This is a genomic window from Streptomyces sp. NPDC051913 (assembly GCF_044593635.1).
Classification (GTDB): domain Bacteria; phylum Actinomycetota; class Actinomycetes; order Streptomycetales; family Streptomycetaceae; genus Streptomyces.
This window is the reverse complement of sequence record NZ_JBIUCI010000001.1, coordinates 128920-149489: the sequence shown is the minus strand read 5'-3', so window position 1 is coordinate 149489 and position 20570 is coordinate 128920. Positions and strand designations below refer to the sequence as shown.

At 68.3% G+C, this 20570-nt stretch carries 19 protein-coding genes; all 19 read left to right on the top strand.

Translation table 11 applies throughout. The features are described 5' to 3' along the window. Positions 1-408 precede the first annotated feature (408 nt). On the top strand, positions 409-2427 hold the full coding sequence (gene rho, locus ACIHIX_RS00665) for a transcription termination factor Rho (protein ID WP_399948273.1): 2019 nt from the start codon (positions 409-411) through the stop codon (positions 2425-2427). 170 nt (positions 2428-2597) lie between these two features. Beyond that, a complete protein-coding gene (locus tag ACIHIX_RS00660; protein ID WP_399948271.1) occupies positions 2598-4367 on the top strand; it encodes a trypsin-like serine protease in 1770 nt (589 codons plus the stop codon). Positions 4368-4572: 205 nt separating this feature from the next. Continuing rightward, the gene (locus tag ACIHIX_RS00655; protein WP_399948269.1) at positions 4573-5709 is read left to right on the top strand and encodes an LCP family protein; all 1137 of its coding nucleotides are present in this window, start codon (positions 4573-4575) and stop codon (positions 5707-5709) included. Positions 5710-5847: 138 nt separating this feature from the next. After that, positions 5848-6066 carry a 50S ribosomal protein L31 gene (rpmE, locus tag ACIHIX_RS00650; protein WP_059192332.1) on the top strand — a complete coding sequence of 73 codons (219 nt, stop codon included), beginning with the start codon at positions 5848-5850 and terminating at the stop codon, positions 6064-6066. A gap of 104 nt (positions 6067-6170) precedes the next feature. Then, positions 6171-7247: a peptide chain release factor 1 gene (prfA, locus tag ACIHIX_RS00645; RefSeq protein ID WP_399948267.1), complete on the top strand. Its 1077-nt coding sequence runs from the start codon at positions 6171-6173 to the stop codon at positions 7245-7247. A 76-nt stretch (positions 7248-7323) separates the two neighbouring features. Beyond that, positions 7324-8169: a peptide chain release factor N(5)-glutamine methyltransferase gene (gene prmC, locus ACIHIX_RS00640; RefSeq protein ID WP_399948265.1), complete on the top strand. Its 846-nt coding sequence runs from the start codon at positions 7324-7326 to the stop codon at positions 8167-8169. A 52-nt stretch (positions 8170-8221) separates the two neighbouring features. Continuing rightward, positions 8222-8869, top strand: a complete 648-nt coding sequence (locus ACIHIX_RS00635; RefSeq protein ID WP_399948263.1) for an L-threonylcarbamoyladenylate synthase — start codon at positions 8222-8224, stop codon at positions 8867-8869. Further along, positions 8866-9537: a protein-tyrosine-phosphatase gene (locus ACIHIX_RS00630; RefSeq protein WP_399948261.1), complete on the top strand. Its 672-nt coding sequence runs from the start codon at positions 8866-8868 to the stop codon at positions 9535-9537. The genes ACIHIX_RS00635 and ACIHIX_RS00630 overlap by 4 nt, the downstream gene beginning before the upstream one ends. Before the next feature lie 69 nt (positions 9538-9606). Further along, positions 9607-10872, top strand: a complete 1266-nt coding sequence (gene glyA, locus ACIHIX_RS00625) for a serine hydroxymethyltransferase (RefSeq protein WP_399948259.1) — start codon at positions 9607-9609, stop codon at positions 10870-10872. Between the two features lie 138 nt (positions 10873-11010). Then, positions 11011-12345, top strand: coding sequence for an MraY family glycosyltransferase (locus tag ACIHIX_RS00620; RefSeq protein WP_399948257.1), 1335 nt, complete (start codon positions 11011-11013; stop codon positions 12343-12345). Positions 12346-12655: 310 nt separating this feature from the next. After that, positions 12656-13087, top strand: coding sequence for a hypothetical protein (locus tag ACIHIX_RS00615; RefSeq protein WP_109496059.1), 432 nt, complete (start codon positions 12656-12658; stop codon positions 13085-13087). A gap of 216 nt (positions 13088-13303) precedes the next feature. Continuing rightward, complete coding sequence (atpB, locus tag ACIHIX_RS00610; protein ID WP_165951172.1) at positions 13304-14143, top strand: F0F1 ATP synthase subunit A; 840 nt, start codon at positions 13304-13306, stop codon at positions 14141-14143. A 78-nt stretch (positions 14144-14221) separates the two neighbouring features. After that, positions 14222-14452 (top strand): ATP synthase F0 subunit C, encoded by a 231-nt coding sequence (gene atpE, locus ACIHIX_RS00605; RefSeq protein ID WP_006381669.1) that lies wholly within the window; start codon positions 14222-14224, stop codon positions 14450-14452. Between the two features lie 43 nt (positions 14453-14495). Further along, positions 14496-15047 carry a F0F1 ATP synthase subunit B gene (locus tag ACIHIX_RS00600; protein ID WP_399948254.1) on the top strand — a complete coding sequence of 184 codons (552 nt, stop codon included), beginning with the start codon at positions 14496-14498 and terminating at the stop codon, positions 15045-15047. Beyond that, positions 15044-15859 (top strand): F0F1 ATP synthase subunit delta, encoded by an 816-nt coding sequence (locus ACIHIX_RS00595; RefSeq protein ID WP_399948253.1) that lies wholly within the window; start codon positions 15044-15046, stop codon positions 15857-15859. The genes ACIHIX_RS00600 and ACIHIX_RS00595 overlap by 4 nt, the downstream gene beginning before the upstream one ends. Before the next feature lie 126 nt (positions 15860-15985). Beyond that, positions 15986-17575, top strand: a complete 1590-nt coding sequence (gene atpA / locus ACIHIX_RS00590) for a F0F1 ATP synthase subunit alpha (RefSeq protein WP_399948252.1) — start codon at positions 15986-15988, stop codon at positions 17573-17575. Between the two features lie 21 nt (positions 17576-17596). Beyond that, entirely contained in the window at positions 17597-18511 is a 915-nt protein-coding gene (locus ACIHIX_RS00585; RefSeq protein WP_399948250.1) for a F0F1 ATP synthase subunit gamma, read from the top strand. Then, the gene (gene atpD / locus ACIHIX_RS00580; protein ID WP_399948248.1) at positions 18511-19947 is read left to right on the top strand and encodes a F0F1 ATP synthase subunit beta; all 1437 of its coding nucleotides are present in this window, start codon (positions 18511-18513) and stop codon (positions 19945-19947) included. The genes ACIHIX_RS00585 and atpD overlap by 1 nt, the downstream gene beginning before the upstream one ends. 134 nt (positions 19948-20081) lie before the next feature. Then, positions 20082-20456 carry a F0F1 ATP synthase subunit epsilon gene (locus tag ACIHIX_RS00575; protein WP_046262507.1) on the top strand — a complete coding sequence of 125 codons (375 nt, stop codon included), beginning with the start codon at positions 20082-20084 and terminating at the stop codon, positions 20454-20456. The last annotated feature ends 114 nt before the right edge of the window (positions 20457-20570 follow it).

Below are 20570 nucleotides of genomic sequence, written 5' to 3'. Positions count from 1 at the left end.
AAGAGCTCGGTTGCCGGATTTCGAGAGGGGGAATGTTTGTTGGATCCGGTAGTGTTAACCTCAAGTCTGCACCCGACCCCACCATGGCGAGGTGCTTCACGTCCCCGTCCGGGACAGACATTCTTCCGGGAGCCTCCCAAGCCGCACTGTGTTTCGTACGACGTACGCGGGCAGTACGTCGTACGCGAGCACTGAGCGACTTGCCGGGCACGCTCCGGAACCGGTGCGACCGAGCCATGCGACGCAGATAGTCGGTGTCGCTGCTCTGGGAAGCGCCATCACCAGATTCCTCCGCCGCCCAGGCGGACCACCGCCCCGGCACGGTCCACAAGGATGGGACCGACGTCGGACAGCACAACCGGTCGCCGAGCCAGACAGGCCGACGTCCGCTCCAGGGAAGGACCCTTCGTGAGCGACACCACCGATCTGATGGGCGCACGTGTCGAGGAGACCGCTGCCGCGCCCGCCACGGACGCCTCCGCGCCTGCCAGCGGTGCCGGCTCCCGGCGGCGCCGCGGTACCGGCCTCGAGGGCATGGTGCTGGCCGAGCTGCAGCAGGTCGCATCCGGCCTCGGTATCAGGGGCACCGCGCGGATGCGCAAGAGCCAGCTGATCGAGGTCATCAAGGAGGCGCAGGCGGGAGCGGGTGCCGCGGCTCCCAAGGCGGACGCCGCTGCCGAGACCAAGCCCAAGCGCCGCGCCACCTCCAAGGCCCGCACCGGCGAGAGTGCCGAGAAGAAGGCGGACGCGAAGGCCGAGGCCCCCGCCGAGAAGGCGACGGCCCAGCAGCAGATCGAGATCCCCGGTCAGCCGGCCTCCGACGACGCCCCCGTGGAGCGCCGCCGTCGCCGCGCGACCGCCGAGGCGGGCAGCCCCGAGACCGTGGTCGCCGAGGCGAAGAGCGAGCCGAAGGCCGAGACGCCCGCCGCGCAGGCGCAGGGCGGCGAGGCCAAGGGCGACGCCGGTGACGCCGAGGGCCGCCAGGGTCGTCAGGGCCGTCGTGACCGCGGCGACCGCGGTGGCGACCGTGAGCGTGGCGGCGACCGTGACCGTGGTGGCCGCGACCGCGACCGCCGTGGCAAGGGCGACGACCAGCAGGGTGGCGGCCAGCGCGGCCAGCAGCAGAACCAGCAGCAGGGCGGCGGCCGTCAGGACCGCAACGCCGGCCCGCAGGACGACGACGACTTCGACGGCGGACGCCGTGGCCGTCGGGGCCGTTACCGTGACCGTCGTGGCCGTCGCGGCCGTGACGAGATCGGCGCCCCCGAGCCGCAGCTCGCCGACGACGACGTCCTGATCCCCGTCGCGGGCATCCTGGACATCCTCGACAACTACGCCTTCATCCGTACGTCGGGCTACCTGCCGGGTCCCAACGACGTGTACGTCTCCCTCGCCCAGGTCCGCAAGAACGGTCTGCGCAAGGGCGACCACATCACCGGTGCGGTCCGTCAGCCCAAGGACGGCGAGCGCCGCGAGAAGTTCAACGCACTCGTGCGTCTCGACTCCGTCAACGGCATGGCGCCCGAATCCGGGCGCGGGCGCCCGGAGTTCAACAAGCTGACGCCGCTGTACCCGCAGGACCGCCTCCGTCTGGAGACGGACCCGGGCGTCCTCACCACCCGCATCATCGACCTCGTCGCGCCGATCGGTAAGGGCCAGCGCGGTCTGATCGTGGCCCCGCCGAAGACCGGCAAGACCATGATCATGCAGGCGATCGCCAACGCGATCACGCACAACAACCCCGAGTGCCACCTGATGGTCGTCCTGGTCGACGAGCGTCCGGAAGAGGTCACCGACATGCAGCGGTCGGTCAAGGGCGAGGTCATCTCCTCGACCTTCGACCGCCCGGCCGAGGACCACACCACGGTCGCCGAGCTCGCCATCGAGCGCGCCAAGCGGCTGGTGGAGCTGGGCCACGACGTGGTCGTGCTGCTCGACTCGATCACGCGTCTGGGCCGTGCGTACAACCTCGCCGCCCCGGCCTCCGGTCGCATCCTGTCCGGTGGTGTCGACTCGACCGCCCTGTACCCGCCGAAGCGCTTCTTCGGTGCGGCCCGCAACATCGAGGACGGCGGCTCGCTGACCATCCTCGCCACCGCGCTGGTGGACACCGGGTCCCGCATGGACGAGGTCATCTTCGAGGAGTTCAAGGGCACGGGCAACGCCGAGCTCAAGCTCGACCGCAAGCTCGCCGACAAGCGGATCTTCCCGGCGGTGGACGTGGACGCGTCCGGCACCCGTAAGGAAGAGATCCTGCTCGCCAGCGACGAGCTCGCCATCGTCTGGAAGCTGCGCCGGGTGCTGCACGCGCTCGACCAGCAGCAGGCGGTCGAACTGCTCCTCGACAAGATGAAGCAGACGAAGTCGAACGCCGAGTTCCTGATGCAGATCCAGAAGACCACGCCGACGCCGGGCAACGGCGACTGACGTAAGTCTTGGTAAAGGGCCACCCCTGTTGCAGGGGTGGCCCTTTCTGCTCTGTGCGACCGGTGTACGATCGCGCTCTTCGGTCACTTATTCGACCATTGAACTCATGATCCCGAGGGGGGACTTGCGTGGGTACAGCCATGTCCGGGGGCGGCCGGCACAGACGTCGGATGCGGATCGCCCTGCCCATCGGCGCGGTGGGTGTCGCCGCCGCCGTGGCAGCCGCGCTGATGACCACGTCGGCCGGGGCCGCGACCGCGCTGCCGACGCCGACGGTCAAGCCGGCCGTCACCACGGTGTCGCAGGCCGAGCTGACCAAGCGCGTCGCGGGCGCGGTCGTCGGTGACGACACCGCGGGGGAGACGACCTCGAAGTCGGCGCAGAGCTCCAGCACCAGCAGCGGCAGTGTCGACGCGAAGATCATCGGTGGCTCCACCACGACGATCAGCTCCGCGCCGTGGATGGCCCAGCTCTGGTATTACGACGACAACGGCACCACCTCCGACACCTCCGACGACATCGGCTTCTTCTGCGGTGGCTCCGTCGTCACGCCGACGAAGATCCTCACCGCCGCGCACTGCGCCAAGGGCTACGACTGGGCCAAGTACGGCGCGATCGTCACCGGTACCACGACGCTGCCCGACGAGAACGGCAACACCAACGGCACGGTCACCGGCGTGGTGCGGCAGTGGACCCACCCGTCGTACAGCGCGCGGACCATCGACAACGACATCGCCGTCCTCACCCTGAGCAGCCCGGTCAAGGCGACGCCGATCCGGATGACGACGTCCACGGACACCACCTCGTACAAGGCCGGGACCAGCGCGAAGGTCTACGGCTGGGGCCGTACCAGCTCCACCACGCAGGACATCTCCGAGACGCTGAAGACGGCCACGCTGCCGATCCAGTCGGACACCACCTGCGCCAACTACTACAGCGCCGACTTCATCAAGGGCCACATGGTCTGCGCGGGCAACCCCGCCACCGGCAGCGACACGGGCACGACGTCCGCCTGCAACGGTGACTCCGGTGGTCCGCTGGTCGTCGCCGGCCGCATCGTGGGTGTCGTCTCCTGGGGTGTCACGGACTGCGTCGAGAAGGGCGCGTACAGCGTCTTCTCGAAGGTCAGCACCTACCTCGGCGCCGCGTACGCGCAGGTCGACGACGCCAACATGAGCTACACCGACGCCAAGGCCGACCTGTTCGTCCGCAACAAGAGCACCGGTGTCGCCTACGAGAAGGACTCCAAGGGCACCTCGTTCGGCGCCCGGCAGTCCCTCGGCGACTGGGGCGGGGTCAACCTCGTCACGCAGACCGACCTGAACCGGGACAGCGTCCAGGACTTCGTCTTCCGCCAGAGCTCCACCGGCGACGTCTACTGGCTGCGCTACGTCTGGTCCACCGAGACGTGGACCGAGAAGAAGATGTTCTCCGGCTGGAAGACCCGCACCCGCATCATCACCCCCGGCGACCTGACCGGCGACTACAAGCCCGACCTGGTCTCCGTGGACTCCGCCGGCAAGGCGTGGCTCTACCCGAGCAACGGTGACGGCACCTTCGCGGCCCGCAAGCAGATCGGCACCGGCACCGGCTGGAACGCGTACAACATGGTGCGCGGCAAGGGCGACTTCAACGGTGACGGCAAGGCCGACCTGATCGCCCGCAACAAGAGCACCGGCGCCATCTACCTCTACAAGGGCACCGGCAGCGCCTCCAGCCCCTTCTCCGCCCGCGTGAAGGTCCGTACGTGGAGCAACACCACGTACAACGCCTTCGACGCCGTCGGTGACGTCACCGGCGACGGCAAGGCCGACTTCCTGGCCCGTACGCCCGGCGGCACGCTCTACCTGTACAAGGGCACCGGCAAGGCCACCAGCGAGATCTTCGCCACAAGGATCTCGGTCGGTACCGATTTCAAGCAGTACGACATCTTCGGCTGAAATCGCTGGTGAGCGGGGCCTGACCTCGTTCGGCGACTACGCAATGTGCCCACCCGTCCACCGGGTGGGCACAGTGCGTTGTGCAACCCTTTTCCCGGTTTCCCCGTCTGACCCGACGGAGCGACCATGGTGAGGTCCGGGTCGCGCGCGACCACGTCTGACCCTGAAAGCAGGGGGTAACCGACCGGACGAGAACGAGGAGCACATGACGGCCGAGAGCACGCCGGAGCCCGGTATACCGGGCGAACCCGGCACCACGGGCCCGCGCCACCGCGCCAAGGGCCGACGCCGCAAGACCTCCGGCAACCACCGAGGCCTGAAGATCGCGGCCTGGACCGCCGCGGGCATCGTCGTGCTGGGCGGCACCGGCGCCGGATACCTGTACTTCAAGCTCAACGGCAACATCAAGAGCGTCGACATCGACCAGGCCCTCGGCACCGACCGGCCCACCAAGGTCGACAACGGCTCCGAGAACATCCTCGTCCTCGGCTCGGACACCCGCTCCGGCAGCAACAAGAAGCTCGGCGGCGGCGCCGACGACGGCAGCGCCCGCTCGGACACCGCGATGGTCGTGCACATCTACGAGGGCCACAAGAAGGCCAGCGTGGTCTCCATACCCCGCGACACCCTCGTCGACCGCCCCGAGTGCACCGACAGCAACGGCACCGAGCACGACGCCGCGTCGATGGCCATGTTCAACTCCGCGTACTCCACGGGCGGCGCCGCCTGTGCCGTGAAGACCGTCGAGTCGCTCACCGGCATCCGCATGGACCACTATCTGGAGGTCGACTTCTCCGGCTTCCAGAAGCTCATCGACGAGCTCGGCGGCGTCGACGTGACGACCACCGAGAACATCACCGACCCCGAGAGCCACCTGAACCTGAAGGCCGGCACGCACACCCTCACCGGCAAGCAGGCCCTCGGCCTGGTCCGCACCCGGCACGGCGTCGGCGACGGCTCCGACCTGGGCCGCATCCAGCTCCAGCAGGCGTTCATCAAGGCGCTGATCGACCAGATCAAGCACGTCGACGTGTTCGGCAGCCCGAAGAAGCTGTACGACCTCGCCAACACCGCCACCAAGGCCGTGACGACGGACTCCGACCTGGGCTCCGTCAACAAGCTCATGTCCTTCGCGAACGGCCTCAAGGGCATCAGCTCCAAGAACATGACCATGATCACCATGCCGGTCCAGTACGACCCGGCGGACGCCAACCGCGTCCTCGTCGACGAGGCCAAGTCCAAGGTGGTCTGGAAGGCCCTGGAGAACGACCGGGCGATCCCGAAGAGCGCGACCAAGGGCACGGCCACCGGCCAGGCCGAGGGCGTGGTCACCGCCTCGTAGGCCGGTCGGGAATAGTTCACGGCCACCCCCCGTTTTGGGGGATGCGGCCAGTCCTGGCAGACTGGTACGTCGGCCCCGGTTCACGCCCCCGCAACCCGCGGACGGCGACCCGGTGCCCTCCCGAAACTAGGAGACACCTTGAAGCGCGAGATCCACCCCGAGTACGTCGAGACGCAGGTCAGCTGCACCTGTGGCGCCTCGTTCACCACCCGGAGCACCATCACCAGCGGCACCATCCGTGCCGAGGTCTGCTCCGAGTGCCACCCGTTCTACACGGGCAAGCAGAAGATCCTCGACACCGGTGGCCGTGTGGCCCGCTTCGAGGCCCGCTTCGGCAAGGCTGCTGCCAAGAAGTAGCGAGCCACCAGCGCCGGTCCACGGTCGCGCTCCTCGGAGCGCGCCGGGACCGGCGTTTTTGGTCGCCCGCCTTCCCCCGTCATACGCCGTACAGGAGCCCCAAGATGTTCGAGGCCGTCGAGGAACTGGTCACTGAGCACGCCGACCTGGAGACGAAGCTCGCCGACCCGTCGGTCTTCGCCGACCAGGCCAACGCGCGGAAGCTGAACAAGCGCTACGCCGAGCTCACCCCGATCGTCGCCACGTACCGCTCCTGGAAGCAGACCGGCGACGACATCGACACGGCGAAGGAACTCGCCGCCGACGACCCGGACTTCGCCGCCGAGGTCAAGGAGCTGGACAAGCAGCGCGACGAGCTCACCGAGAAGCTGCGCCTGCTGCTCGTCCCGCGCGACCCCAGCGACGACAAGGACGTCATCCTCGAGATCAAGGCGGGCGCCGGCGGTGACGAGTCCGCCCTGTTCGCCGGTGACCTGCTGCGCATGTACCTGCGCTACGCCGAGCGCGTCGGCTGGAAGACCGAGATCATCGACGCCACCGAGTCCGAGCTGGGCGGCTACAAGGACGTCCAGGTCGCCGTGAAGACCAAGGGCGGCCAGGGTGCCACCGAGCCCGGCCAGGGCGTCTGGGCGCGGCTGAAGTACGAGGGCGGCGTGCACCGCGTGCAGCGCGTCCCGGCGACCGAGTCCCAGGGCCGCATCCACACCTCCGCCGCCGGTGTGCTGGTCACGCCCGAGGCCGAGGAGGTGGACGTCGAGATCAACCCGAACGACCTCCGCATCGACGTGTACCGCTCCTCGGGCCCCGGCGGGCAGTCCGTCAACACCACCGACTCCGCCGTGCGCATCACGCATATTCCCACCGGAGTCGTCGCTTCCTGCCAGAACGAGAAGAGCCAGCTTCAGAACAAGGAGCAGGCCTTGCGTATCCTGCGCTCCAGGCTGCTCGCCGCGGCGCAGGAGGAGGCGGAGCGGGAAGCCGCCGACGCCCGCCGCAGCCAGGTCCGTACCGTCGACCGCTCCGAGAAGATCCGTACGTACAACTTCCCGGAGAACCGCATCTCGGACCACCGCGTCGGCTTCAAGGCGTACAACTTGGACCAGGTCCTGGACGGCGACCTCGACGCGGTGATCCAGGCCTGTGTCGACGCGGACTCGGCGGCGAAGCTGGCGGCCGCGTAAAGGCACGTGTGAAGGCACGCGTGGGGGCCGTGAACGAGGCACCTGCGCACGACCGAGTACGACACGGAGGACTTGCGTGAACCTGCTGCTCGCAGAGGTGGCCCAGGCCACCCAGCGGCTGGCCGACGCCGGCGTGCCCTCGCCGCGCAACGACGCGGAGGAGCTCGCCGCGTTCGTGCACGGCGTGAAGCGGGGCGAGCTGCACTCCGTGAAGGACGCGGACTTCGACGCCCGCTACTGGGAGGTCATCGCCCGCCGTGAGCAGCGCGAGCCGCTGCAGCACATCACCGGGCGGGCGTTCTTCCGGTACCTGGAGCTCCAGGTCGGGCCCGGTGTCTTCGTGCCCCGGCCCGAGACCGAGTCCGTCGTCGGGTGGGCGATAGACGCCGTCCGCGCGATGGACGTCGTCGAGCCGTGCATCGTCGACCTGTGCACGGGCTCCGGTGCCATCGCGCTCGCCCTCGCGCAGGAGGTCCCGCGCTCCCGGGTGCATGCCGTGGAGCTGTCCGAGGACGCCCTCCAGTGGACCCGCAAGAACGTGCAGGGCTCCAGGGTCGACCTGCGCCAGGGCAACGCCCTGGACGCCTTCCCCGACCTCGACGGCCAGGTCGACCTGGTCATCTCCAACCCGCCCTACATCCCGCTGACCGAGTGGGAGTACGTCGCTCCCGAGGCGCGGGACTACGATCCCGAACTCGCCCTGTTCTCGGGCGAGGACGGCCTCGACCTCATCCGCGGCCTGGAACGCACCGCGCACCGGCTGCTCCGCCCCGGTGGCGTCGTCGTCATCGAGCACGCCGACACCCAGGGCGGCCAGGTGCCGTGGATCTTCACCGAGGAGCGGGGCTGGGCCGACGCGGCCGACCACCCCGACCTCAACAACCGACCGAGGTTCGCCACGGCACGCAAGGCGCTGCCGTGAGCGCCGTAAAGACTTTCGACCAGAAGTACGTGTACGAGGAGGCCCGCTAGATATGGCACGGCGATACGACACCAACGACGCGACCGACCGCTCGACGGGTCTGCGCGAGGCCGCGTCCGCCGTCCGTCGTGGCGAGCTGGTGGTCCTCCCGACCGACACGGTGTACGGCATCGGCGCCGACGCGTTCTCCTCGGAGGCCGTCGCCGATCTGCTGGAGGCCAAGGGCCGGGGCCGCAACATGCCCACGCCCGTCCTCATCGGCTCCCCGAACACGCTCCACGGCCTCGTCACGGACTTCTCCGAGATGGCGTGGGAACTGGTCGACGCGTTCTGGCCGGGCGCGCTCACGCTCGTCGCCAAGCACCAGCCGTCCCTCCAGTGGGACCTGGGCGACACGAGGGGCACGGTGGCGGTACGCATGCCCCTGCACCCGGTCGCCATCGAGCTCCTGACCGAGGTCGGCCCCATGGCGGTCTCCTCGGCCAACCTCACCGGCCACCCGGCCCCGGAGGACTGCGACGCCGCCCAGGACATGCTCGGCGACTCGGTCTCGGTCTACCTGGACGGCGGCCCGACCCCCGGCAACGTCCCGTCCTCGATCGTCGACGTGACGCGCGAGGTGCCGTTGCTGCTGCGCGCGGGTGCCATCTCGGCCGAGGAGCTGAGGAAGGTCGTACCCGACCTCGAGGTGGCGAATTGACGGCCCCTGACGCGGGGCGTGGCATATGGGACATGGAAGAGACGCGGACCTTCACCGGCCTCCCGCGTGACACCTTCCGCATCCTCCACGTCAGCACCGGCAACGTGTGCCGCTCGCCGATCACCGAGCGGCTGACTCGCCATGCCCTGGCCAACCGGCTCGGCGACCCGCTCTGGGGCGGCCTGGTGGTGGAGAGCGCGGGCACCTGGGGCCACGAAGGGGCACCCATGGAGGCCAACGCGGAGGCGGTCCTGGCCGACTTCGGCGCGGACGCCACCGGCTTCACCGGCCGGGAGCTCCTCGACGAGCACGTCATCATGGCCGACCTGGTCCTGACGGCCACCCGCGACCACCGCCAGCAGGTCATCTCCATGGGCCACTCGGCGGGCCTGCGCACCTTCACCCTGAAGGAATTCACCCGCCTGGTCCGAGCCATAGACCCGACCACGCTGCCCCCTCTGGAGGACGGCGTGGTCGACCGCGCCCGTGCCCTGGTCCGTGCGGCGGCGGCTCTACGCGGGTGGCTCCTCGCGCCCACGGCGGAGGCGGACGAGGTGTACGACCCGTACGGGGCGCCGTTGACGTTCTTCCGGTCGATCGGGGACGAGATACATCAGGCGGTGGATCCGGTGGTGACGGCGTTGACGGGGGTTGCCGCGCGGGCGTGACGGGCGAGCACCTCGGGGGTACCGGGCCTACATTGGTCGTACGTCATCGTCGACGCCCCGGAGTCCACCATGTCGGTCACCCATGCGCCCGAGACCGCCGATGTCCTGCGGCGGCAGGATCCCGAGCTGGCTGAGATCCTGCTCGGGGAGCTCGAACGGCAGTCGACGTCATTGCAGTTGATCGCCGCCGAGAACTTCTCGTCGCCCGCCGTGCTGGCCGCCCTGGGGTCGCCGCTCGCCAACAAGTACGCCGAGGGCTATCCCGGCGCCCGGCACCACGGTGGCTGCGAGATCGTGGACGTCGCCGAGCGGGTCGCCGTGGACCGGGCGAAGGCGCTGTTCGGGGCCGAGCACGCCAATGTACAGGCCCACTCGGGGTCGTCCGCCGTGCTGGCCGCTTATGCGGCGTTGCTGCGACCCGGGGACACCGTCCTTGCTCTTGGGCTGCCGTACGGCGGGCATCTCACGCATGGCTCGCCCGCGAACTTCTCCGGACGCTGGTTCGACTTCGTCGGCTACGGCGTGGACGCCGAGACCGGGCTCATCGACCACGAGCAGGTGCGGACGCTGGCGAGGAATCACCGGCCCAAGGCGATCGTGTGCGGGTCCATCGCCTATCCCCGCCACATCGACTACGCCTTCTTCCGCGAGGTCGCCGACGAGGTGGGCGCCTATCTGATCGCCGACGCCGCCCACCCCATCGGGCTCGTCGCCGGGGGAGCGGCGCCCAGTCCGGTGCCGTACGCCGATGTCGTCTGCGCCACCACGCACAAGGTGCTGCGCGGGCCCCGCGGCGGGATGATCCTTTGTGGAAGCGAGCTGGCCGAGCGGGTCGACCGGGCTGTCTTCCCGTTCACCCAGGGCGGCGCGCAGATGCACACCATCGCCGCCAAGGCCGTCGCCTTCGGCGAGGCGGCAACTCCGGCGTTCACGGCGTACGCCCATCAGGTGGTCGCCAATGCGAGGGTGCTCGCGGCGGGGCTGGCCGGCGAGGGGCTCGTCGTCACCACCGGCGGAACGGACACGCATCTGCTCACCGTCGATCCCGCGCCGCTCGGCGTCGACGGGCGCACCGCGAGGGGGCTGCTGGCCGCGGCCGGCATGGTCCTCGACTGCTGTGCGCTGCCGCACGCGGACGTCCGCGGACTGCGCCTCGGGACCGCCGCCCTGACCACGCAGGGCATGGGGGAGGGGGAGATGGCCCAGGTCGCCGCCCTGCTCGCGGGGGTGCTGCGCGGGGAGACCGAGGGGCAGAAGGCCCGTGAAGAAGTGCGGGAGCTGGCGGGCAGATTTCCGCCCTATCCCGCTCAGCAGGGGGTAGGCGCAACCCCGTAGAACCCGTCGGACACCTGGTTTCAACCCTGGTGCACAGCCACACGTGCAACCATCGTCGCTACCCGGAAGTCCCCAACCATATGCGTCCGTCGCTAGGGTGTGGGGCTGAGATGGCCAGCGAGACCTGTGGGGAAGCCTGTGCGTGAATACCTGCTGACGCTCTGCATCACGGCCGCGGTGACGTATCTGCTGACAGGGCCGGTACGGAAGTTCGCGATCGTGGCCGGAGCGATGCCGGAGATCAGGGCCCGTGACGTGCACCGGGAACCGACTCCGCGGCTCGGCGGTATCGCCATGTTCTTCGGCCTGTGCGCCGGACTGCTGGTCGCCGACCACCTCACCAACCTCAACGGGGTCTTCTCCCAGTCCAACGAGCCGCGTGCGCTGCTCTCCGGCGCCGCCCTGATCTGGCTGATCGGCGTCCTGGACGACAAGTTCGAGATCGACGCCCTGATCAAGCTCGGCGGGCAGATGATCGCCGCCGGCGTGATGGTCATGCAGGGTCTGACGATCCTGTGGCTGCCCATCCCGGGCTTCGGCTCGGTCGCGCTGACCCAGTGGCAGGGCACCCTGCTGACGGTGGCGCTGGTGGTCATCACCATCAACGCGGTCAACTTCGTGGACGGCCTCGACGGTCTCGCGGCCGGCATGGTCTGCATCGCGTCGGCCGCGTTCTTCCTTTACGCCTACCGCGTCTGGGTGTCGTACGGCATCGAGGCCGCCGCTCCGGCGACGCTGTTCTCGGCGATCCTCATGGGCATGTGCCTGGGCTTCCTGCCGCACAACATGCACCCCGCGCGGATCTTCATGGGCGACTCGGGCTCGATGCTGATCGGGCTGGTGCTGGCCGCCGGCGCGATCTCCATCACCGGACAGGTCGACCCGGACGCGTTGAAGCTGTTCGCCGGGTCCGAGAAGGCGGCGGTGCACCAGACGGTGCCGGTCTACATCCCGCTGCTGCTGCCGCTGACCATCATCGCCATCCCGGCCGCCGACCTCGTGCTGGCGATCGTGCGGCGCACCTGGCGCGGTCAGTCGCCGTTCGCGGCCGACCGGGGGCATCTGCACCACCGGCTGCTGGAGATCGGGCACTCGCACAGCAGGGCCGTCCTGATCATGTACTTCTGGTCGGCGCTGATCGCGTTCGGTGCCCTCGCCTACTCCGTGAACTCCGCGTCCATGTGGATCGTGCTCGGTGTGGTGATCCTCTCGGCGATCGGGCTGCTGCTCCTGCTGCTGCCGCGCTTCACGCCGCGTGCCCCGATGTGGGCGCAGGCCTTCGTGCCGCCGCGATATCGCCGTCGCGGCAAGGCCGTTGCGGAATCCGCTCCGGTCGCCGAGCCGGTCTCCGCCGAGGCGGAGGAGGAAGAGCGCACTCCGGTCGCGGTCGGGGTGTCCGGCGTCAACGGGGCGACCGCCATCGGCGCCCGTTCGCGCTTCCTGGACCGGCGGAAAGCTGAATCGTCGCGCTGACGCGGCAAGGTAAGAATCTGACTAGAGCATTGCCAAGTCGTGGGAGTGAGTTGGGGGTGCAAAGCGCCCCAATACCAGACATTTTGGCCGTGTTCTTGCACAGACGCGCACTGTCACTCTCATGTGTGACAGCGAGCACACCAACCAGGTAAAGACCTCATCAAATAGTTTGTGATACGGTTCACGAGAACCCGGGATAGAGCCGAAGGACCGTAGTGCGACGGTCCATTGGTGTGAGGTCCCCTCTCGACCCGGGACTACGCTCGTCCATGACGACACCCCTTCCCCCTTTGAAAGCGGAGTTGCCGCCATGCCGTCCAACGACGTCCGGATCCTGGCCCAGGCTGCTGTGCCCACAGCTGCCGTCGGCGCGATTGCCGCCGTCGTCAGTGGTGTGGTCGCCGGCGGCAAAGGGGCGATCGGGGCCGGCGTCGCGACGCTGATCGTGATCCTGTTCATGGGAATCGGTCTCTACGTACTGCAGCGCACTGCCAAATCGCTTCCGCACCTGTTCCAGGCGATGGGCCTGATGCTCTACGCGGCTCAGATCCTGCTGCTGTTCGTGTTCGTCGCTGCTTTCAAGAACACGACGTTGTTCAACCCCAAGGCTTTCGCACTGACTCTGGTCGCCGGCACCCTCGCCTGGATCGCCGCGCAGACACGTGCCCACATGAAGTCCAAGATCCTTTACGTCGAGCCCGATTCGGGTAACAAGCCCGAAAAATCGGGGCACTCGTCGTGAGGGGTAGGGGCGGGATAAAGGGGCACGAGAAGTCCTGCTATCGTCCGGTGCCAACTGCGGCATCGCGGGCGCGGGCATCTGAGCTGACGCCTGCTCGATCTCACTCGCGAGGCGAGATGCCCCCCAGCCGCCCCCACATCCGTAACACCAGTCCCGTGCCGAACCGCGGCCCTGCGCCGCGCCGACACAACGAGGTTGCCGTACCTATGCGCCACGATGAAGGAGCCCGCGGTGAGTGCTGACCCGACGCAGACGCTCGCTTTCGACACGAGCTGTCACCTGTTCGACGGGTGTGGCTTCCCGGCTCCGGGCCTGCACTCGTTCATGTTCGAGCCGCTGTGGGGCGACGCCGACGGCAACGGCGCGTACTTCAACAAGCCGATGCTGCTGGCCCTCCTGGGCTCCATCATCATCGTGGGCTTCTTCTGGTCCGCCTTCGCCAAGCCGAAGCTGGTCCCGGGCAAGCTCCAGATGGTCGCCGAGGCCGGCTACGACTTCGTACGCCGCGGCATCGTCTACGAGACGATCGGCAAGAAGGAGGGCGAGAAGTACGTTCCGCTCGCCGTCTCGCTGTTCTTCTTCATCTGGATCATGAACCTCTGGTCCATCGTGCCGGTGGCGTCCTTCCCGGTGACATCGATCATCGCCTACCCCGCCGTACTGGCCGCGATCGTCTACGTCACCTGGGTCTCGCTCACCTTCAAGCGGCACGGCTTCGTGGGCGCCTTCAAGAACTTCACCGGCTACGACAAGTCGCTGGGCCCGGTGCTCCCGCTGGCCATGACCATCGAGTTCTTCTCGAACCTGATCGTCCGTCCGTTCACGCACGCGGTGCGACTGTTCGCGAACATGTTCGCCGGTCACACCCTGCTGCTGCTCTTCACGATCGCCAGCTGGTACATGCTCAACGGCATCGGCATCGCCTACTCCGCCGTGTCGTTCGTGATGGTCATCATCATGACCGCCTTCGAGCTGTTCATCCAGGCGGTTCAGGCGTACGTCTTCGTCCTCCTGACCTGCACCTTCATCCAGGGCGCGCTCGCCGAGCACCACTGAGCACCGCCCCCGCGACACCCCCTAGAGACATCCGGTGGCCAACCCCCACCGGTCACTGAAAGAGAAGGAAGAACCGGCATGTCCGCTCTCCAGACCCTCGCTGCGGTCGAAGGCAACCTCGGCTCCATCGGTTACGGCCTCGCCGCGATCGGCCCGGGCGTCGGCGTCGGCATCATCTTCGGTAACGGCACGCAGGCCCTCGCCCGCCAGCCCGAGGCGGCCGGCCTCATCCGCGCCAACCAGATCCTCGGCTTCGCCTTCTGTGAGGCGCTCGCCCTCATCGGTCTGGTCATGCCGTTCGTCTACTAAGACGAACCAGACGACCAGCCGTAATTAGACGAAAGGCACTGATGTGAACCACGCACTGGTTCAGCTGGCGGCCGAGGCGGAGAAGGAAAACCCCCTCATTCCGCCGTGGCCGGAGCTCGTCATCGGCCTGATCGCCTTCGTCATCGTCTTCGGCTTCCTCGCCAAGAAGCTCCTCCCGACCATCAACAAGGTTCTGGAAGAGCGGCGCGAGGCCATCGAGGGCGGTATCGAGAAGGCCGAGGCCGCACAGACCGAGGCCCAGAGCGTCCTTGAGCAGTACAAGGCCCAGCTCGCCGAGGCCCGCCACGAGGCCGCGCGCCTGCGCCAGGAGGCGCAGGAGCAGGGCGCCACGCTCATCGCCGAGATGCGCGCGGAAGGCCAGCGGCAGCGTGAGGAGATCATCGCCGCCGGTCACGCGCAGATCGAGGCCGACCGCAAGGCCGCCTCGTCCGCGCTCCGCCAGGACGTCGGCAAGCTCGCCACCGACCTGGCCGGCAAGCTCGTCGGTGAGTCCCTCGAGGACCACGCCCGGCAGAGCCGCGTGATCGACCGCTTCCTCGACGAGCTCGAGGAGAAGGCCGAGGCCGCGCGATGAACGGAGCGAGCCGCGAGGCCCTGGCAGCCGCACGTGAGCGTCTGGACGCGCTGACGGACAACACGTCCGTGAACGCCCGCACGCTCGCCGACGAACTGGCCGCCGTCACCGCGCTGCTCGACCGCGAGGTGTCGCTGCGTCGGGTCCTGACCGACCCGGCGCAGGCCGGCGAGGCCAAGGCCGAACTGGCCCGGCGTCTCCTCGGCGGCCAGGTCGGCGGCGAGACCGCGGACCTGGTGTCCGGCATGGTGCGCTCCCGCTGGTCGCAGTCGCGCGACCTGGTGGACGCCCTTGAGGAGCTGGCGGTTCTCGCCGACCTCACCGCCGCGCAGCAGTCCGGCGCGCTCGACGACGTGGAGGACGAGCTGTTCCGGTTCGGCCGGATCGTCGCCTCGAACACCGAGCTGCGGGCCGCGCTGACCGACCGCGCCGCGACCGGTTCGGCCAAGGGCGAGCTGCTGCGCAGCCTGCTCGGCGGTCGTGCCGACGCTGCCACCGAGCGTCTGGTGACGCGTCTTGTGACCGCGCCGCGGGGACGTAGCCTGGAAGCGGGACTGGAGTCCCTGTCCAAGCTCGCCGCGGACCGACGCAACCGCCTGGTCGCCGTCGTCACCTCGGCGGTACCGCTGAGCGACGCGCAGAAGCAGCGCCTGGGCGCCGCACTCGGGAAGCTCTACGGCCACCCGGTCCACCTGAACATCGACGTGGACCCCGAGGTCCTCGGCGGTATCCGCGTTCAGGTCGGTGACGAGGTCATCAACGGCTCCATCGCGGACCGCATCGAGGACGCCGGCCGCCGCCTGGCGGGCTGAGCAGCAACTTCATAGCAGTACGTACTTACGACGGCCCTGGTTGGGCCGTACATGAAGAATCCTGGGGGTCGCCCCCAGACCCCCAAAGTGAAACTTCGGGCCCAACAAGGAGAGCAGGGAACCCAGATGGCGGAGCTCACGATCCGGCCGGAGGAGATCCGGGACGCGCTGGAGAACTTCGTCCAGTCGTACAAGCCGGACGCGGCCTCGCGCGAGGAGGTCGGTACGGTCACCCTTGCCGGCGACGGCATCGCGAAGGTCGAGGGTCTGCCCTCGGCCATGGCCAACGAACTGCTGAAGTTCGAGGACGGCACCCTCGGCCTCGCGCTCAACCTGGAAGAGCGCGAGATCGGCGCCATCGTCCTCGGTGAGTTCAGCGGCATCGAGGAGGGTCAGCCGGTATCCCGTACCGGTGAGGTTCTCTCCGTGGCCGTCGGCGAGGGCTACCTCGGCCGCGTCGTCGACCCGCTCGGCAACCCGATCGACGGCCTCGGCGAGATCGAGACCAGCGGTCGTCGCGCCCTTGAGCTGCAGGCTCCGGGCGTCATGGCCCGTAAGTCGGTGCACGAGCCGATGGAGACCGGCTACAAGGCCGTCGACGCGATGACCCCGATCGGCCGTGGCCAGCGTCAGCTGATCATCGGCGACCGCCAGACCGGCAAGACCGCCCTGGCCGTCGACACGATCATCAACCAGCGCGACAACTGGCGCTCCGGCGACCCGTCGAAGCAGGTCCGCTGCGTCTACGTCGCCATCGGCCAGAAGGGCTCGACCATCGCCTCCGTGCGTGGCGCCCTCGAAGAGGCCGGCGCGCTGGAGTACACGACCATCGTCGCCGCCCCGGCGTCCGACCCGGCCGGCTTCAAGTACCTGGCGCCGTACACCGGTTCGGCCATCGGCCAGCAGTGGATGTACGAGGGCAAGCACGTCCTCATCATCTTCGACGACCTCTCGAAGCAGGCCGACGCCTACCGCGCCGTGTCCCTGCTGCTGCGCCGCCCGCCGGGCCGTGAGGCCTACCCGGGTGACGTCTTCTACCTGCACTCCCGTCTCCTGGAGCGCTGCGCGAAGCTCTCCGACGAGCTGGGCGCCGGTTCCATGACGGGTCTGCCGATCGTCGAGACGAAGGCCAACGACGTCTCCGCGTTCATCCCGACCAACGTCATCTCCATCACCGACGGCCAGTGCTTCCTGGAGTCGGACCTGTTCAACGCCGGTCAGCGCCCCGCGCTGAACGTCGGTATCTCCGTCTCCCGAGTCGGTGGTTCCGCGCAGCACAAGGCGATGAAGCAGGTCTCCGGCCGACTGCGCCTCGACCTGGCCCAGTACCGCGAGCTGGAGGCGTTCGCCGCCTTCGGTTCCGACCTGGACGCCGCGTCGAAGTCCCAGCTGGAGCGCGGTCAGCGTCTGGTCGAGCTGCTCAAGCAGCCGCAGTACCAGCCGATGCCGACCGAGGACCAGGTCGTCTCCGTGTGGGCCGGTACCACCGGCAAGATGGACGACGTCCCGGTCGCCGACATCCGCCGCTTCGAGAAGGAGCTGCTTGAGTACCTGCACCGCAAGGAGCAGGGCCTCATGACCTCCATCAAGGAGGGCGGCAAGATGTCGGACGACACCCTCACCGCTGTTGCCGACGCCATCGCCGAGTTCAAGAAGCAGTTCGAGACCTCGGACGGCAAGCTTCTCGGCGAGGACGCCCCGGCCGCCGCCAAGTGACGTAAGGAAGGGACCTGACTCATGGGAGCCCAGCTCCGGGTCTACAAGCGTCGCATCCGATCCGTCACCGCGACCAAGAAGATCACCAAGGCGATGGAGATGATCGCCGCCTCGCGCGTCGTCAAGGCGCAGCGCAAGGTGGCGGCCTCCACGCCGTACGCGACCGAGCTCACCCGCGCGGTCACGGCGGTCGGTACCGGCTCGAACACGAAGCACCCGCTGACCACGCAGGCCGAGACGGTCGTGCGATCCGCGGTGCTGCTCCTGACGAGCGACCGTGGTCTCGCCGGCGCCTTCAACGCCAACGCCATCAAGGCCGCGGAGCAGCTGACCGCGCGTCTCGAGGCCGAGGGCAAGCAGGTCGACACGTACATCGTCGGCCGGCGCGGTCTGGCCCACTACAACTTCCGCGAGCGCAAGGTCGTGGAGTCGTGGTCGGGCTTCACCGACGAGCCCTCGTACGCGGACGCGAAGAAGGTCGCGGGCCCGCTGATCGAGGCCATCGAGAAGGACACGGCCGAGGGCGGCGTGGATGAACTCCACATCGTCTACACCGAGTTCGTCTCGATGATGACGCAGACGGCGATCGACAGCCGTCTGCTGCCGCTCAGCCTCGAAGAGGTTGCGGCGGAGGCGCCCAAGGGCGAGATCCTTCCGCTGTACGACTTCGAGCCGTCGGCTGAGGACGTCCTCGACGCCCTTCTGCCGCGGTACGTCGAAAGCCGTATCTACAACGCGCTGCTCCAGTCGGCTGCCTCCAAGCACGCCGCCACCCGCCGCGCGATGAAGTCGGCCACCGACAACGCCGGAGAGCTCATCACGACGCTCTCCCGGCTTGCCAACGCGGCCCGCCAGGCCGAAATCACCCAGGAAATCAGCGAGATCGTCGGAGGCTCCGCAGCCCTGGCCGACGCGACCGCGGGGAGTGACCGCTAATGACCACCACTGTTGAGACCGCGACGGCCACGGGCCGCGTCGCCCGGGTCATCGGCCCGGTCGTCGACGTGGAGTTCCCCGTCGACGCGATGCCCGACATCTACAACGCCCTTCACGTCGAGGTGGCCGACCCGGCCCAGGACGGCGCGAAGAAGACGCTGACCCTGGAGGTCGCCCAGCACCTGGGTGACGGCCTGGTCCGCACCATCTCGATGCAGCCCACCGACGGTCTGGTCCGCCAGGCCCCGGTGACCGACACGGGTGCCTCCATCACCGTGCCGGTCGGCGACTTCACCAAGGGCAAGGTGTTCAACACCCTCGGTGAGGTGCTGAACGTCGACGAGCAGTACGAGGGCGAGCGCTGGGGCATCCACCGCAAGGCCCCGAACTTCGACGAGCTCGAGTCGAAGACCGAGATGTTCGAGACCGGCGTCAAGGTCATCGACCTTCTCACCCCGTACGTCAAGGGTGGAAAGATCGGTCTGTTCGGTGGTGCCGGCGTCGGCAAGACGGTGCTCATCCAGGAGATGATCTACCGCGTCGCCAACAACCACGACGGTGTCTCCGTGTTCGCCGGTGTCGGTGAGCGCACCCGTGAGGGCAACGACCTCATCGAGGAGATGGCCGACTCGGGCGTCATCGACAAGACCGCCCTGGTCTTCGGCCAGATGGACGAGCCCCCGGGCACCCGTCTGCGCGTGGCCCTCGCCGGTCTGACCATGGCGGAGTACTTCCGCGATGTGCAGAAGCAGGACGTGCTGTTCTTCATCGACAACATCTTCCGCTTCACGCAGGCCGGTTCCGAGGTGTCGACCCTGCTCGGCCGTATGCCCTCCGCGGTGGGTTACCAGCCGAACCTGGCCGACGAGATGGGTCTCCTCCAGGAGCGCATCACCTCGACCCGTGGTCACTCGATCACCTCGATGCAGGCGATCTACGTCCCCGCGGACGACCTGACCGACCCGGCCCCGGCCACCACCTTCGCCCACCTCGACGCGACGACGGTTCTCTCCCGTCCGATCTCCGAGAAGGGCATCTACCCGGCCGTGGACCCGCTGGACTCGACGTCCCGCATCCTCGACCCGCGGTACATCGCGGCGGACCACTACAACACCGCGATGCGCGTCAAGACGGTCCTGCAGAAGTACAAGGACCTTCAGGACATCATCGCGATCCTCGGTATCGACGAGCTGGGCGAAGAGGACAAGCTCACCGTCCACCGTGCCCGTCGCGTGGAGCGCTTCCTGTCCCAGAACACCCACGTCGCCAAGCAGTTCACCGGCGTCGACGGGTCGGACGTCCCGCTGGACGAGTCGATCGCGGCCTTCAACGCGATCATCGACGGCGAGTACGACCACTTCCCGGAGCAGGCGTTCTTCCTGTGCGGTGGCATCGAGGACCTGAAGGCCAACGCCAAGGAGCTCGGCGTCTCCTGAACTCAACCGAGTTCGAAGTGAGCCCTGTGGCTCACACCTGAGGGGGCGGGGCACGTCCCGCCCCCTCTTTCACGCCTACTAGACTTGTAACCCACACCCGGCAGAACCGCCGGGTGGTGACCCGAGGAGCCACCTTGGCTGCTGAGCTGCACGTCGCGCTGGTCGCGGCCGACCGAGAGGTCTGGTCCGGCGAGGCCACCCTGGTCGTCGCGCGCACCACGTCCGGCGACATCGGCGTCATGCCCGGTCACCAGCCGCTGCTCGGTGTGCTGGAGTCGGGCCCGGTGACCATCCGTACGAGTGACGGTGGAACGGTCGTCGCCGCGGTGCACGGCGGTTTCATCTCGTTCGCCGACAACAAGCTGTCGCTGCTGGCCGAGATCGCCGAGCTGTCGGACGAGATCGATGTCCAGCGCGCCGAGCGTGAGCTGGAGCGCGCGAAGGCGGAGGGTGACGCCGCCGCCGAGCGTCGCGCGGACGTACGCATCCGTGCGGCGGCGACGCGCTAGCCTGCGCAAGACCGTATGACGTCACTCAGCCGCGGCTGGGACCGGAGAAATCCGGCCCCGGTCGCGGCTGAGGCAAATGTGGATGTTTTTTCCATTCCGTTACCGAGTAGACGA